Here is a 15,719-nt window from a genome sequence, read left to right as displayed (position 1 = left end):
TGTAACTTACATTTAAAAATAAACGGAAGAAAAAATCCTTCCGTTGTAAATTATTGTTCTATCTCTCCTGCAAATAATTTTTTCAATTCTACAGAATCTGTTGGTTTCATTCTCCCTGAAAGAATTAAAGACAATTCTTTTCTTCTTAATGCTGCATCAAATCTTTCTAATTCAAGTTCTGTTTCTGGTTCCATTTGTGGAATTGGAATCGGTCTATTGAATTCATCAACTGCAACAAAAGTGTAAATTCCTTTATTGGTCTGAATTTTTTTATGATTAATAGGATCATCCAACCAAACATCAACATAAATTTCCATAGAAGTTCCAAATGCGCGAGAAACTTTAGACTCCATTACAACAATTCCACCTTCTGGAATCGGATGATCAAAAGAAACATGATTTACAGAAGCTGTCACTACTCTTCTTTCGCAGTGTCTTGTTGCTGAAATCGACGCACAACGATCCATTCTTGCCAACAATTCACCTCCGAAAAGGTTTCTAAGCTGGTTGGTATCATTCGGAAGAACGATATTCGTCATCACCGTAAGAGATTCTGACGCTTTTTTTATTTTTGCCATTTAGATTTTGATTTTTGAGTTGCCGGAACTTTTACAGATTTCACGGCTGTTTTTTTAATAGAATCCTGAATTAAAGAATCTTTTTTCAGTTGAGCCTGTTGTATAGAATCATTAATTTTCAATTGAGCAGAATCAATCTTTACCGGAACGGTTTTTTCAATTCTTTTGGTCTTGGTTTGTACCGAAACATCATCAAAAGATTTTTTACCGAAAAGCAATTCCTGTTGTGTGTAACCAAAATACAGAATTCCTAGAACCGGAATGATGAAAAGGAAAATCCACAAAATAGATTTGTTGAATTTATAATCTTTCTCTTTATTAACCGTAGGAATTGAGCTTTCATCATTTTTAATGTCAGAAAAACGAATTTCTTCCAAACCATAAAAATCCGGATGATCAGATTCAAGGCGATTTCCTTTGAAAGTCAAAATTCCGTCTTCAATAAAAATAGTTCCAAGATTTTGTATTTCTAAAGTTTGCTCTGCCTGAAGTTTTTTCTTCCAGAAATCGGTCTGAACCTGCAGTTCGCTTTCAGCAGAATTCTTAGAAACATTTTTCTGAGTGCTGATAAATTCTGCTAAATCATCCGATGAAACCTGATAATCTGAATGGAAAGCAATCTTGCTCGAAGGCGGAAGAATACTTCCGTTTTCAGAATTGATAACTGCTTTGGTATTTTCGAGTGAGAAAACGCCAAACTGCGGAACTACAACTGTTCCGAATTGCTTCAGATATTCTAAAATGTAAGCTGAAATATTCATTTGACCGCAAATTTATGACTTTTTCGTGACTTTTTGAGAGATTTATTTTGAGTTTAAAATGTTAAAAATCATAAATAAAATATTGAGATTTTGTCTCTCGCAGATTAAATTGATTCTGCAGATTTTGTTTAACTCTTAATTTAAATCTAATAAAAAAGACTGCCGAAACAGTCTTTAAAAAATTTAATAAGAAAACTAACTATAATAAAATGAAATGGTGTTTTATTGATTATTGAATTTTCCAGCTGATTCCGAACATGAAATTTGTTCCAGCCTGAGCGAAGTAAATCGGACCATTATAAACATAGCCGTTGTTCACATATTTTTGATCGAAAATATTATTGACCAAAAGCTTTAAAGCGACATCGTGTTTCGAAATTTTAAAGTCATACTGTACATTAAAATCTGTCAGAAAATAATCTTTCAACAATAAACTCTGCGTCTCTGTATTGTCTAAATACTGCTTTCCAACATATTGATTCATTAAAGCAAAATGGAAATTTTTAGTAGGATTAAATTTCAGGCTTACATTAGCAATCACGTTTGGTGAGAAAGAAATTTCAGTATTTCCGAGATTGTTTATTCCACTTTCATTTTCAATTCTAAAATCAAGGTTTCGGTTTTGACTTAAACTTACATTTCCAGAAACTTCCCATTGTTTTGAAAGTTTCGCCAAAGCTCCAACTTCAATTCCTCTCCTGTAACTTTTCCCAGAATTGGTTCTGATGAATTCTCCTATATTGCTGATCTGCCCGTTTAAAACCAGCTGATTCAGATAATACATATAATATAGATTAGCCGTAAAAGCAACCGGACCAAACTGTTTTTCGATTCCTGCTTCTACATCATGAAGACTTTCAGATTTTACGTCATTGTTTGATATTAAATCATCACGATTCGGCTCACGTTGCGCATGAGCATACGAAATAAAGACTTTTCCGTTTCCTAATTTATAATTTACACCAGCTTTTGGATTGAAAAACAACCAGTTTTTTTTCAAATTTGCACCTTCATCATCACCTTCCATCAAAATTTTGGTATCGTAGTCGATGTTTCTTAACTGTAAATCTCCGAAGAATTCAAAATCATTTACTTTAATCAAAGCTTTCGCAAAACCTGCAACTTCATTCTTCACCGAACGATTTCGGTAATATTCATGTTGCGGAATTTCTGCGAAGAAAACATCTCTTACATTTCCGTAATGTCTACCGTAATATTGGTTTCCGACAACTCCGAAATTCAGATCAAGATAATCGAATTTCCCGTATAAAGTAGAAACTACACCGTAGAAATCATTATTTAACCATTTTTTTCTAATAAAATCTGAAGATTTATTTCCATTAAAATCAGGCAAACTATATCTTGCGTAAGGATCACCCTGTTTGTAATTCTCATAATAACCTCTTCCTTTTGTGTAGTGAAGCGTTGTTTCGAGATTCCAGTTATCATTTAAACCTTGTTCCCAAAGCAATTGATAATGATTTTGTCTGTAATTATCGGTTTCATTATCATAAAAACCGACAATATTTTCCCAGTTTGCATCATAGATGGCTCCTGACAAATTAGTTTTGGGGTTGGTTTCCCAAGTTTGACGATCAACACCATTCCAAGCTTGATACGTTTTTTCTTTTCCACCAAAAGCCATCAAACGAAGTTTTGTTTTCTCTTCTTCAAATAATGCTGTGAAATTGTATGAATTTAAATCTGAAGCAGCTCTGTCAATATATCCGTCAGAATGAATAGTAGAATATCTTCCCATCACAGAAAGACGGTCTTTCCAGAATTTTCCTGAACCAATTTCTGCCGAATATTTGTACGTATTGAAAGAACCGTAACTGTCATCTGTTTTAAAATAAAACTTGTCTTCAGGCTCTTTAGAAATTACATTGATACTCGCTCCGAAAGCAGAAACTCCATTATTTGAAGTTCCAACTCCACGCTGAATGACAATTTGTGACGCCGAACTCGTTAAATCCGGAACATTTACAAAAAAAGTTCCCTGACTTTCTGAATCATTGAACGGAACACCATTCATCATCACATTAATCCCTCTTCCTGCAACCCCACGAATTCTAAATCCTGTGTAACCAACTCCGTTTCCGGCATCGGAAGTTGAGATAATTGAGGTTTGATTTTTCAAAAGAATCGGTAAATCTTGTCCAAGATTTCTACTGTCGAGATCTTTTTGAACATTGATGATTTCTTTGGCAACGGGAAGCCTTTTGGTGAAGTTTACAGCTTCAATTTCTCTGGCTTTCAGAGAATCTGGGTTTTGAGTTTGTGCGAAACTCAAAGAACTTGCGGTAAGTCCTAAAAAAAATAATCCTTTCATTCTTATAAATTTTAAAAATTTAATGGAATAAAAGGGGCGACTATATTTATATCTGATGAATTATGATTGATAAATGATTTTTAAAATATCCTTTATCTCTATTATTTATCATTTATAATAAATGTTTCCCTAAACAGCATTACCTGTTCCAGGTTCATTGGGTATAATCTCAGCTCCGATTGGGGCACCCCTTTAATTTCAGCGGCAAAATTACAAAAAATATTTTAACTCAAAAAATATGATTTTTTGATCTAAATTTTTACATAGAATTTAATACGAGCGATTATCAGAATCGATATAGTAGTAATTTTTATCATCTTTGGTTACATCAAACATTTTACCCAATTTCCAACTGTAATTTCTTTTTATGTCTGAATATTCAAATGGAATAACAATTTTATTATTAACATCAATCACTCCGAACTTATCGTTATACGTTGCGACAATCATAGGATTTGAAACATCATCACCTTCCAGAATATAGAGATATTGGTAATTGGGATAAATAGTGAATTGATTTTTATCTGACGGATTTTTAAATTTTGAATCTTCAATAATCCCGTATTTTCCGTTAAGAATATAGGCATGGAATAGCGCTTTCTTCAACTCCAATTTACATTTGCCCAAATCAACATCTTTATATTGATATACTTTTTTGCCTGATTTATTGATTCTGAAAGTAATTCCATTTTTCTCTACAGTTGCAAAATCCAATGTTCCAAATTTCTTAACTTTCTCATTGGGAGAGTTTAAAAGATTGCAATCTTCACCAAAAAACATCACAAAATCATACTCCGGCTGAACCATAAATTTTCCTTTTTGATTAACAAAACCAGATTTTCCGTTCTTTTTTTGCGGAATCAATAACGGAATATTTTCATTAACCATTGGAAGAATGTGAGAAGTTTTCTTTTCCGCTGCTAAATTAGAAACACCTTTTGATTTATTTAAATTATTATTTTTCAAAGCTTTATACTGAGAAAAGCTAAAATTAAAAACTAAAACTAAAAAACTCAACATTAATTTTCTTAAAATCATCTTTCGTGTAAATTTGTGCCAAAAATAGAAAATATAAAAAACATATTTATAAAGAATCTAAATAATTTAGCCTAAGAAAAAAATTAAAATTCCGTATTTTTGGGAACATTTTTAAATGTACGATAATTTTTAAAACGTTTTAAGGTATCACATTTGATTTTTATCATTTAAAATCTAACAAACGTTTTATCCGAAAAAGAGTTTATGGCGAAATCGATTGCAAAGTAAATTCTTACATTTTCAGAGAAAGTCCTTTTAATATTTACCCATTGGGACAGATTATTATCTCACATTTTCATAAATGTTGTAGATTATACAACCTGCTTCTGTACTTAACAGATGTCTACCAATCAATAATCTACTTTAATTATAAAAAGAACTTCTATTTATGAATATTTATCAGGATTACATCCAAGAGATTGAAGAAAGAAAAGCACAGGGTCTTCACCCAAAACCTATTGATGGCGCAGAATTACTAAGCGAAATCATTGCACAAATTAAAGATAGGAATAATGAATACAGAGCAGATTCTCTAAAATTCTTTATTTACAACACTTTACCAGGTACGACAAGTGCTGCAGGTGTGAAAGCTCAATTTTTGAAAGAAATCATTTTAGGTGAATCCGTATTAGAAGAAATTACTCCGGCGTTCGCATTTGAGTTATTATCTCACATGAAAGGTGGTCCTTCAATCGAGGTATTGTTGGATTTAGCTTTAGGCAACGATGCAGCAATTGCAAAAGAAGCTGCAAATGTTCTAAAAACTCAGGTTTTCCTTTATGAAGCAGATACTGATCGTTTGAAAGCGGCATTCCATAATGGAAACGAAATTGCAAAAGAAATTATTGAAAGTTATGCACAGGCTGATTTCTTCACAAAGCTTCCTGAAGCTGCTGAAGAAATCAAAGTGGTAACTTATATTGCTGGTGAAGGTGATATTTCTACAGATTTATTGTCTCCGGGAAATCAAGCACACTCAAGATCAGACCGTGAACTTCACGGATTATGCATGATGACTCCCGAAGCTCAGAAAGAAATTCAAGCTTTACAGGCTCAACATCCTGACAAAAGCGTCATGTTGATCGCTGAGAAAGGAACAATGGGTGTTGGTTCATCTAGAATGTCTGGTGTAAATAACGTTGCACTTTGGACAGGTAAACAAGCAAGTCCTTATATTCCATTTGTGAATATTGCTCCGATTGTTGCTGGAACAAACGGGATCTCTCCAATTTTCCTGACAACTGTTGATGTAACGGGTGGAATTGGAATTGATCTTCAAAACTGGGTGAAAGTTTTGGATGCAGACGGAAATGTTGTTCGTAATGAAAGCGGAGAACCAATCCTTGAAGAAAAATATTCTGTAGCTACGGGAACTGTTCTTACCATTAATATTAAAGAAAAAAAATTATATAACGGCGATCAGGAATTGAAAGATATTTCTAAATCTTTCACTCCGCAAAAAATGGAATTCATCAAAGCAGGAGGTTCTTATGCTATCGTTTTTGGTAAAAAGCTTCAAACTTGGGCTTCAGGGATTTTAGGAATTGAAATTCCTTTAGTTTACGCTCCATCAAAAGAAATTACAAAAGAAGGTGTAGGACTTACAGCTGTTGAAAAAATATTTAACAAAAATGCTGTTGGTTTACCTCAAGGTAAAGTATTGCATGCAGGTTCAGACGTTCGTGTTGAAGTAAACATTGTTGGTTCTCAAGACACAACCGGTTTAATGACTGCTCAGGAATTAGAATCAATGGCTGCAACAGTGATTTCTCCAATTGTTGACGGTGCTTACCAATCTGGATGTCACACTGCTTCAGTTTGGGATAAAAAGGCTCAGGCGAATATTCCTAGATTGATGAAATTTATGAATGATTTCGGTTTGATCACTGCACGTGACCCAAAAGGTGAATACCACGCAATGACGGACGTTATCCACAAAGTTCTGAATGATATCACGATTGACGAATGGGCGATCATTATCGGAGGAGATTCTCACACAAGAATGTCAAAAGGTGTAGCATTTGGAGCTGATTCAGGAACTGTAGCTTTAGCTTTAGCAACTGGTGAAGCATCTATGCCGATCCCGGAATCTGTAAAAGTGACTTTCAAAGGTGACATGAAACACCACATGGATTTTCGTGATGTAGTTCACGCTACACAATTACAAATGCTTCAGCAATTTGGAGGAGAAAACGTTTTCCAAGGTAGAATTATTGAGGTTCACATCGGAACACTTCCTGCGGATCAGGCGTTTACATTTACAGACTGGACTGCAGAAATGAAAGCAAAAGCTTCCATCTGTATTTCTGAAGATGATACTTTGATCGAATCATTGGAAATTGCAAAAAGCAGAATCCAGATTATGATTGATAAAGGAATGGATAACCATAACCAAGTTCTTCAAGGATTAATCAATAAAGCAAATAAGAGAATTACTGAAATTAAATCTGGTGAAAAACCAGCTTTAACTCCAGATTCAAATGCTAGTTATTATGCAGAAGTTGTTGTTGATTTGGATATTATTGTAGAACCAATGATTGCTGACCCAGATGTAAACAACGAAGATGTTTCTAAAAGATATACGCACGATACCATCAGAGATTTGACTTATTACGGAGGTGACAAAAAAGTAGATCTTGGTTTCGTAGGTTCTTGTATGGTTCACAAAGGCGATTTAAAAATCGTTTCTCAAATGTTAAGAAACATCGAAAAAAGAGACGGTAAAGTTGAATTTTTAGCACCACTAGTTGTTGCTGCTCCGACTTACAATATCATCGATGAATTAAAAGCTGAAGGAGATTGGGAATTATTAGAGAAATATTCAGGTTTTGAATTTGATGACAATGCTCCAAAAGGTGCAGCACGTGTTGAGTACAAAAACATGATGTACCTTGAGCGTCCTGGATGTAACCTTTGTATGGGTAACCAAGAAAAAGCTGAAAAAGGAGATACTGTTTTGGCAACTTCTACAAGACTTTTCCAGGGAAGAGTAGTTGAAGATTCTGAGCGTAAAAAAGGAGAATCTTTATTGGCATCGACTCCGGTTGTTGTACTTTCAGCTATTATCGGAAGAATTCCAAATATTGAAGAATACAAAGCAGCAGTTGAAGGCATTGACTTAACGACTTTCGTTCCTTCTATCAAAGAATTGGTTACAGTTGGTCACTAATATATTTTAAATTTCAGTCGAAAGACTTTTTTAAATATAAAATGGAAGATTTCTTTTGAAGTCTTCCATTTTTTGTTTAGAACGTTTCCATTTAAGCCTCATCTTATTTATTTTATCTTAGATCAATAACCGAAATTTTATTTTTCCTTAACTTGATAGTTATAAATAATCTCAGTCATTCATCGTATTTATCCCTTTCTATAAATTGGAGGAACAGTATTTGATGAATTATAAATGATTATAATTTTTTGCTTTAAATTTATTTTGAAACAAAAGATTTATTGAAAACAGAAAAATTAAATTAAGATATGACTTTCGACATTGACATGATCAAAAAAGTGTACGAACGCTATCCTGAACGTATTGCAGCAGCAAGACAGATCACAGGAAAACCGCTAACACTTTCAGAAAAAATTCTTTACACCCATTTGTGGGAAGGAAACGCAACAAAAGAACATGAAAGAGGAAATTCTTATGTGGATTTCGCTCCGGATAGAGTTGCCATGCAGGATGCCACGGCTCAGATGGCTCTTTTACAGTTTATGCAGGCCGGAAAACCTAAAGTTGCCGTGCCTTCAACTGCTCACGCAGATCACCTGATCCAGGCGAGAGTGGGTGCTGAATCAGATTTACAGGAAGGAATCAATAAAAATTCTGAGGTTTTTAACTTTTTAGGTTCTGTTTGTGATAAATACGGAATCGGTTTTTGGAAACCGGGAGCCGGAATTATCCATCAGGTTGTTTTAGAAAACTACGCATTTCCAGGTGGAATGATGATTGGAACTGACTCTCATACGGTAAACGCCGGAGGTTTAGGAATGGTTGCCATCGGAGTTGGTGGTGCAGATGCCGTTGACGTAATGGCAGGAATGGCTTGGGAATTAAAAATGCCTAAATTAATTGGTGTAAAATTAACCGGTAAAATGTCAGGCTGGACTTCCGCAAAAGACGTTATCCTAAAAGTTGCTGGAATTCTTACTGTAAAAGGAGGAACAGGATGCATCGTAGAGTATTTCGGTGATGGTGCAATTTCCTTATCTGCAACAGGTAAAGGAACAATCTGTAATATGGGTGCTGAAATTGGTGCTACTACTTCTACATTTGGATATGATGATTCCATGAGAAGATATTTAGCTTCTACCGGAAGACAGGATGTAGTAGATGCTGCAGACCAAGTTTCAGAACACTTAACAGGTGATGCAGAAGTATATGCTAACCCAGAACAATATTTCGATCAGGTTATTGAAATTAACCTTTCAGAATTGGCGCCTCACTTGAACGGACCATTTACTCCAGATTTAGCAACTCCAGTTTCTGAATTTAAAGCGAAAGCTGAAGCAAACGGATGGCCTATTGAAGTAGAATGGGCATTGATTGGATCTTGTACCAACTCTTCGTATGAAGATTTATCAAGAGCGGCTTCAATCGTTGAAGATGCCGTAGCAAAAGGTGTAAAACCTAAAGCAATTTTAGGAATCAACCCAGGTTCTGAACAGGTGAAATTTACCGCAGAAAGAGACGGGTTTTTAGATTCTTTCAGAAAGTTTGAAAATGCAAGAATCTTTACCAATGCCTGCGGACCTTGTATCGGACAATGGGACAGAGAAGGTGCAGATAAAGGCGAGAAAAACTCTATCATTCACTCTTTCAACAGAAACTTTGCGAAAAGAGCCGACGGAAACCCGAACACTCACGCATTTGTAGCTTCTCCGGAAATGGTTGCAGCAATTGCGATTTCAGGAAGATTAGATTTTAACCCAATTACAGATACATTAACTGCTGAGAACGGAGAGCAGATCAAATTAAATGAACCTCAAGGTTTTGAATTACCAGCGAAAGGTTTTGCTGTAGATGATAATGGTTACCAAGCTCCTTCTGAAGATGGTTCGTCAGTTGTTGTGAAGGTAAGCCCGACTTCTGACAGACTTCAGCTATTAGAAGAATTCCCTGCTTGGGATGGTAAAAATATTACCGGAGCGAGAGTTTTAATTAAAGCTTTCGGAAAATGTACGACGGATCACATTTCTATGGCAGGACCATGGTTGAAATACAGAGGACATCTAGATAACATCTCAAACAACATGTTAATCGGTGCAGTGAATGCTTACAACATGGAAACCAACAAAGTAAAAAATCAGTTAGATGGTGCTTACGGTGAAGTTCCTGCTGTACAAAGAGCTTATAAAGCTGCAGGAATCCCTTCTATAGTTGTGGGAGATCAGAACTATGGTGAAGGTTCTTCAAGAGAACACGCTGCGATGGAACCGAGACATCTTGGTGTAAAAGCAGTTTTGGTAAAATCATTTGCAAGAATCCATGAGACCAACCTTAAGAAACAAGGAATGTTGGGATTAACTTTTGCTGATGAAGCAGATTATGATAAAATTCAGGAAGATGACGTTGTCAATTTCTTAGATTTGGATCAGTTTGCTCCAGGAAAACAATTGACTTTGGAATTCATTCACACAAACGGAACGAAAGATATTGTTTTGGCAAACCACACTTACAATGATCAGCAGATTGATTGGTTTAAAGCAGGTTCTGCTCTGAATTTGATTAAACAACAGGAAAATTAAAATTTCTGTTATATATAATGAAAGCAACTTCAAAATTGGAGTTGCTTTTTTATTTTAGCTTTTCTAAAAGATTCATTTTATAACTTTCTCCAATCGGAATTTCGTGATTTGAGTTAAGACTTATCTTTTTTAAGCCTAAACTTTTCACTTTATCTAAATTCAGAATAAAAGACTTGTGAACTCTTGTAAAGTTTTCAGGAAGCTGATTTTCTAAAGATTTTAAAGTTTCTAAGACAATGTATTCCTGAGTTTCGGTTTTGATGTTGACGTAATCTTTGATGCTTTCCACGTACAAAATTTCATCAAAATTTATACGATATTGTTGACCGGAAGATTTTACGAAAAAATGATTCGATTCTTTTGTTTCTTCTAAAGGAAAACGTTCCTGAGCTTTCAGTACACTTTTATTGAAGCGGTCGAAAGAAATCGGTTTTAAAAGATAATCGACCACATTATGATCATAGCCTTCCAAAGCATATTCTGAATACGCTGTTGTAAGAATGTATTTCATTTTATCGCCGACAATTTTCATGAAATTTATTCCCGTTAATTCTGGCATTTGAATATCGAGAAAGACAAGTTCTGCTTCATTTTTTTGAATAAATTCTAAAGCTTCAATTGGATTTTCGGTAGAGAAAACAAGTTCGAGGAACGGGATTTTTTCTACATAATTTCCGAGAAGTGAAACCGCAAGCGGTTCATCGTCTACAATAATACATTTAATTTTCTTCATTCTTCAAATCAATCTTTAAATCTACTGTAAAATCGGTTTCTGTTTCTGTAATTTTCAGTTCATATTTTTTAGAATACAAAATCTCTAAACGTTTTCTGACATTTTCAATCCCAATTCCGGAAACAACATCTTTCATTTTCTCTTTTTTATAATTTGAAAGATAAAAATGCAGTATTTTATTTTCATCTGAAATTTTCATTTCAAAACCTTTATTTCTAAAATCACCATGTTTAAAAGCATTTTCAACAAAAGGAACTAAAAGCATTGGCGAAATATTCAGTTTTGGATGAATCAGTTTTTTTTCAACAATTAATAGTTCGGGATTTTTAATTCTCAATTTTTCTAAAGCAATCAAACTGTCTAAATATCCAATTTCTTTATCTAAAGTAATGAAATCTTTCTCAAGATCTTTAGTGCTGTATCTTAATAATTGTCCTAATTCTTCAATTGCAGACAACGCTTTATCTGAATTTTGATAGACTAAAGAATAAATATTATTTAAAGTATTAAAAATAAAATGCGGATTGATTTGGGTTTTTAAAGCTTGAAGTTCTGCAGATTTTTTTTCACTGATTAATTGCTGACGCTCTTGTTCTCTTTTTAAGAAAATATTAAACAAAGACAATACAGTACTGATGAACAGAGTGGTAGAACTATAAAATACATTGTCATAATAATAAAACAAAAGTGAAGTTCCCTCAGCATAATTACCATGTCCAATAAACAAAGGCAGGATTAATTCTTCAACCATATAGCGGAAAAATACAAAACAGCCTACACTAATAAAAAATCCCAGAATTGTATAATACAATTTATCAATGTTGAAAAAGAAAGGAACAATAAAAAAATAATTGATATAAAACGCAAGTAAACTGACTACAAAAAAAGTAATATTCAATATTAAAAATTCCGTATTACCTGCTACAATAGGGGTAATGATTGAAAAAACCAGGTTAAGAATCCAATAGAAAATATGCAGAAATATAATTTGTTTTGCTTTCATCTTAATTCTTTGTTGTTAATAAAAATACTTTTGGATGAGTAATAATGCAAATATATTGAAACAGGTTTTGTATTTCTGTTTTCTAATTTTAAACTACTTTTTTTAGGCAATCTATATTTGAATTCGGACTTACCCGAAATTTTAGCAAGTATTTTCAGCTCAGAAACTAAAGCTATATCTTCATCTGAAAGATTTTTTATTTCTAAAGTTGCGGGCGCCTTTACTTTATTAATATCAATACTTTCGTTTGGAGCAATTGTTATTGTTTTCCAAACATCTACTTTGTGATTACCCGCAAAAAGCTGTATAAAAATCACACTCGAAAGAAGAATTATATTTTTCATGTACCAAAAATAGATACAAAAGCATTTCTAAAACCTTTGAAATCTATGAACACCCGTTTTTTCCCGACGAAAATATTTTAAGCTGACATATTCCCTGATTGGTCGAAACCTTATTTTATCAAATTGTTGTGAGGTATAAATTTGTCAAAAATATTTAAAACAAATCATTATGAAATTCTCAATTATAATAGTATTATTAACAGTATCAACTTTTTTATTCGGACAGAAAAAACCTTCTGAATATTTTACCAATCCTAAAACTAAAGTTTTGGTAGTCGGTTCATTTCATTTTGATTATCCGAATATGGATGCCCATAAAACAGAGAAAAATAACCAAGTAGATGTTTTAGAACCTAAAAGAGCAGCAGAAATAACAGAAATTATTAATTACATCAAAAAATTTAAGCCTACAAAAATTGCTATTGAAGCCTGGCCAGATTGGAAAGCTAATGAAAAATTGAAAGAATACAAAAACGGAAAGCACAGAGATCAAAGAGATGAGCGTTATCAAGTTGCCATGCGTCTTGCTAATGAACTTAATTTGCCTGAATTGTTCAGTATTGATGCAAGATCCGTTTTGGATGATTACTCAGAAACCTTTGGTAAAAAAGATTCAGTGTATTTTAAAAATCTTTTAGAGGATTATGATTTCTTAAGTGATGATGCAGTTTCTAAACAGTATAATATTTTCATTAAAAGTACAGAACCAAAAAATTTCAAATCACTTCTTGATATGTTCAAATACATGAACAGCAAAGAATATCATCAATATGAATACGGAGCGTATTTAACCGGAGATTTTAGACTGAGAGAACATGACGGTGCAGATTTGCTTGCTTTATATTGGTATAACAGAAATCTCAGAATGTTCAGAAAGATTCAGGAGATTCCGAAAAATAATGAAGACAGAATCTTGGTTATTGCAGGGAACGGTCATGCCTCGGTTTTAAGACAACTTTTCACTTCATCTCCTGAATATGATTACGTTGAGTTTTCAACGTTAGATCAAAAAAAATAATTCTTCTTTTTTCAAAATAAAACTGTAATTACCCATGAAAAAGACATTCATTATTGCTGCTACATTTTTATACATTTCCTTTTTTGCTCAAAAACAAGATACTTTACAAGTCAAAAATATAGATGCTGTTACCATTAACGGAAAGAAAAAATTACTTCTCGAAAGGATAGCAGACCGACTAATCTTCAATGTAGAAGCATCAATTGCATCACAGGGAATGGATGGCGCAGAAACTTTAGCCAATGTTCCGATGCTGAAAGTTGATGACAATCTGGGAAATATTTCAATTACCGGAAAAAGTAGTGTAAATGTTATGATTAATGGGAGAATGCTGAACCTTTCAGGAACTGCGCTTCTGAATTATCTAAAAACAATTCGCTCAGAAAATATTGCCAAAATAGAGGTCATCACTACTCCACCTGCAAAATATGAAGCCCAGGGAAACAGTGGATTGATTAATATTATTTTGAAAAAAAATCAAAACTTGGGGTGGAGCGGTTCTCTAAATACGGGATTAAATCAGCGAACATATTCAAGCGGAAATATAAACGGAACGCTCAATTACCAAACTGAAAAATTGAGTTTATCTTTAAAAACCGGATATCTGGACGGAGCAAAACGCTCGGTGGAAAATTATACGATTTTAGGAGCTTCTCAAAACTACAGCCGTTCCGTAAGAAAGGATATGTGGAAAGAATTAACGCCCAACCTAAATTTTTCGTACAAGCTTAATAAGAATTCTGAAATCGGTATGGAATACATTTATGCTCACGAAAAATCAGGAATGGATATCGCTAATGAAACAAAAAATATCAGCTCTAATTCTACTGTTGAAAACCTTTTGACCAATACATTTCATCGTGAGAAAAATCCTACGCATACTTTAAGTGTTTACTATGATTTGAAATTAGATTCATTAGGGAAAAAACTGAGTTTTGCAGGAAACTTTTTCAAGAATAATTCGGATACAAATGTAAATTTTTCAACTTTAAAACAAAGTGATAACTCGATTCAGGATGTAAAAACAACTTCAATTGTTGCTCCACAGGTTTTCTCTTTGCAAGGCGATCTGGAATTACCTTTTTCATTCGGAACCATTGAAACAGGTTTGAAATTTAATCAGTTTAAAAATTCAACTGACCTTCAGTATTTCAACATCATCAACAATCAATATATCTCTGATTTACAAAGAGTTAATTTATTTGAATATCAGGAAGAAAATTACGCTGCTTATTTCAGTTACGCTAAAAGTTTTGGTGAACATTGGGAAACAAAAGCCGGAATTCGTTATGAAAATACACAGGCAAAAAGTTTCACTCCATCAACAAATCTTGGTAATCATTACAATTACGGACAATGGTTTCCATCAGCTTTTGTTTCGTATAAAGAAAAGAAAAATGTTTTCAGCCTTTCTTATTCAAGAAGAATTAACCGACCAAGCATGAGCAATTTAAATCCTTTCAGATGGTATGAAAATCCTTACTCTTATTCTTCAGGAAATCCTTTGTTAAAGCCATCTTATATCAATAATTTAGAATTAGGATATACTTATAACAGCAAATTTTCTGCAAGTATTTATTATTTAAAACTAAAAAATGGTTTCGGTCAATTCTCTTTATTAGATGGAATTTCACAAATCGGGACTTATCTTAATTATTATGACAATAATTTTTATGGATTTAATGTTTCTTATACCGATAAATTTTTCAAATTTTGGGAAACAAGTCTTTCATTAAATGGGTCGTTAACCGATTCTAAAGTCTACAATATTGAAGCTCAACCACAAAAAGGTCATTCTGTAAGTTATTCTTTTAACAACACATTTACTTTAAATAAAAATAAGACGTTATTCTTTTTTCTAAACTACAGCCAGGATTTACCTTACAAAAACGTGAATTCTTCTTTCCATAATTTTTCAAATTTAAATTCAGGGATTAAGATTTCTCTCATGGAAAAGCAGCTTCAAATTAACGCTACAGTAACCAATATTTTTGCTCAAAAGTATCGTGGAGACATGTATTTCAGTGATAACAGCCAACATTTTAATAATTATTGGGATGGAAGAGGTTTCCGCTTAAGTGTAAATTATATATTAGGAAATAATAAAAAGAAAGTCAGTACAAAAAGCATCAATTTTGAAGAAAAAGACAGAGCACAGTAAAGTTTT

11 protein-coding genes are annotated in these 15,719 nt (G+C 33.3%); 4 read left to right on the top strand and 7 right to left on the bottom strand.

Translation table 11 applies throughout. The annotated features are described in order from the left end of the window. Nucleotides 1–50 precede the first annotated feature (50 nt). The 4 genes from OF897_RS02970 to OF897_RS02955 all read right to left on the bottom strand — a co-directional run bounded on the left by OF897_RS02970 (nt 51) and on the right by OF897_RS02955 (nt 4,709). Nucleotides 51–578 (bottom strand): acyl-CoA thioesterase, encoded by a 528-nt coding sequence (locus OF897_RS02970; RefSeq protein ID WP_267264195.1) that lies wholly within the window; start codon nt 576–578, stop codon nt 51–53. Next, complete coding sequence (locus OF897_RS02965) at nt 566–1,339, bottom strand: HU domain-containing protein (RefSeq protein WP_267264194.1); 774 nt, start codon at nt 1,337–1,339, stop codon at nt 566–568. The genes OF897_RS02970 and OF897_RS02965 overlap by 13 nt, the downstream gene beginning before the upstream one ends. 229 nt (nt 1,340–1,568) lie before the next feature. Next, nucleotides 1,569–3,671 carry a TonB-dependent receptor gene (locus tag OF897_RS02960; RefSeq protein WP_267264193.1) on the bottom strand — a complete coding sequence of 701 codons (2,103 nt, stop codon included), beginning with the start codon at nt 3,669–3,671 and terminating at the stop codon, nt 1,569–1,571. Between the two features lie 270 nt (nt 3,672–3,941). Next, complete coding sequence (locus OF897_RS02955) at nt 3,942–4,709, bottom strand: WG repeat-containing protein (RefSeq protein ID WP_267264192.1); 768 nt, start codon at nt 4,707–4,709, stop codon at nt 3,942–3,944. Between the two features lie 388 nt (nt 4,710–5,097). Here OF897_RS02955 and OF897_RS02950 point away from each other — a divergent pair, with 388 nt between their 5' ends. Beyond that, complete coding sequence (locus tag OF897_RS02950; RefSeq protein WP_267264191.1) at nt 5,098–7,878, top strand: bifunctional aconitate hydratase 2/2-methylisocitrate dehydratase; 2,781 nt, start codon at nt 5,098–5,100, stop codon at nt 7,876–7,878. Nucleotides 7,879–8,186: 308 nt separating this feature from the next. Further along, the gene (locus tag OF897_RS02945) at nt 8,187–10,454 is read left to right on the top strand and encodes an aconitate hydratase (protein WP_267264190.1); all 2,268 of its coding nucleotides are present in this window, start codon (nt 8,187–8,189) and stop codon (nt 10,452–10,454) included. 49 nt (nt 10,455–10,503) lie between these two features. On the opposite strand, the gene OF897_RS02940 is transcribed toward OF897_RS02945, so the two are convergent. The 3 genes from OF897_RS02940 to OF897_RS02930 are packed head-to-tail and all read right to left on the bottom strand — an operon-like array spanning nt 10,504 to nt 12,534. Beyond that, entirely contained in the window at nt 10,504–11,187 is a 684-nt protein-coding gene (locus OF897_RS02940; protein WP_267264189.1) for a LytR/AlgR family response regulator transcription factor, read from the bottom strand. Continuing rightward, nucleotides 11,174–12,190, bottom strand: a complete 1,017-nt coding sequence (locus OF897_RS02935; RefSeq protein WP_267264188.1) for a sensor histidine kinase — start codon at nt 12,188–12,190, stop codon at nt 11,174–11,176. Before OF897_RS02935 ends, OF897_RS02940 begins: the two co-directional genes overlap by 14 nt. Then, complete coding sequence (locus tag OF897_RS02930; RefSeq protein WP_267264187.1) at nt 12,187–12,534, bottom strand: hypothetical protein; 348 nt, start codon at nt 12,532–12,534, stop codon at nt 12,187–12,189. Before OF897_RS02930 ends, OF897_RS02935 begins: the two co-directional genes overlap by 4 nt. Before the next feature lie 169 nt (nt 12,535–12,703). Here OF897_RS02930 and OF897_RS02925 point away from each other — a divergent pair, with 169 nt between their 5' ends. Next, nucleotides 12,704–13,552, top strand: a complete 849-nt coding sequence (locus tag OF897_RS02925) for a DUF5694 domain-containing protein (protein WP_267264186.1) — start codon at nt 12,704–12,706, stop codon at nt 13,550–13,552. Nucleotides 13,553–13,586: 34 nt separating this feature from the next. Then, a complete protein-coding gene (locus tag OF897_RS02920) occupies nt 13,587–15,713 on the top strand; it encodes a TonB-dependent receptor domain-containing protein (protein WP_267264185.1) in 2,127 nt (708 codons plus the stop codon). The last annotated feature ends 6 nt before the right edge of the window (nt 15,714–15,719 follow it).

The organism is Chryseobacterium formosum (genome assembly GCF_026460885.1).
GTDB classification, from domain to species: Bacteria; Bacteroidota; Bacteroidia; order Flavobacteriales; family Weeksellaceae; genus Chryseobacterium; species Chryseobacterium formosus.
The sequence above is the reverse complement of the archived record's forward strand: the minus strand, read 5'-3'. Positions and strand labels throughout refer to the sequence as shown.

Bases quoted from the DNA above. Each gene is read 5' to 3' on its own strand.
- OF897_RS02970 (WP_267264195.1), bottom strand. From the start codon at position 578: ATGGCAAAAATAAAAAAAGCGTCAGAATCTCTTACGGTGATGACGAAT.
- OF897_RS02950 (WP_267264191.1), top strand. From the start codon at position 5,098: ATGAATATTTATCAGGATTACATCCAAGAGATTGAAGAAAGAAAAGCA.
- OF897_RS02935 (WP_267264188.1), bottom strand. From the start codon at position 12,190: ATGAAAGCAAAACAAATTATATTTCTGCATATTTTCTATTGGATTCTT.
- OF897_RS02920 (WP_267264185.1), top strand. From the start codon at position 13,587: ATGAAAAAGACATTCATTATTGCTGCTACATTTTTATACATTTCCTTT.
- OF897_RS02965 (WP_267264194.1), bottom strand. From the start codon at position 1,339: ATGAATATTTCAGCTTACATTTTAGAATATCTGAAGCAATTCGGAACA.
- OF897_RS02940 (WP_267264189.1), bottom strand. From the start codon at position 11,187: ATGAAGAAAATTAAATGTATTATTGTAGACGATGAACCGCTTGCGGTT.
- OF897_RS02960 (WP_267264193.1), bottom strand. From the start codon at position 3,671: ATGAAAGGATTATTTTTTTTAGGACTTACCGCAAGTTCTTTGAGTTTC.
- OF897_RS02930 (WP_267264187.1), bottom strand. From the start codon at position 12,534: ATGAAAAATATAATTCTTCTTTCGAGTGTGATTTTTATACAGCTTTTT.
- OF897_RS02925 (WP_267264186.1), top strand. From the start codon at position 12,704: ATGAAATTCTCAATTATAATAGTATTATTAACAGTATCAACTTTTTTA.
- OF897_RS02945 (WP_267264190.1), top strand. From the start codon at position 8,187: ATGACTTTCGACATTGACATGATCAAAAAAGTGTACGAACGCTATCCT.
- OF897_RS02955 (WP_267264192.1), bottom strand. From the start codon at position 4,709: ATGATTTTAAGAAAATTAATGTTGAGTTTTTTAGTTTTAGTTTTTAAT.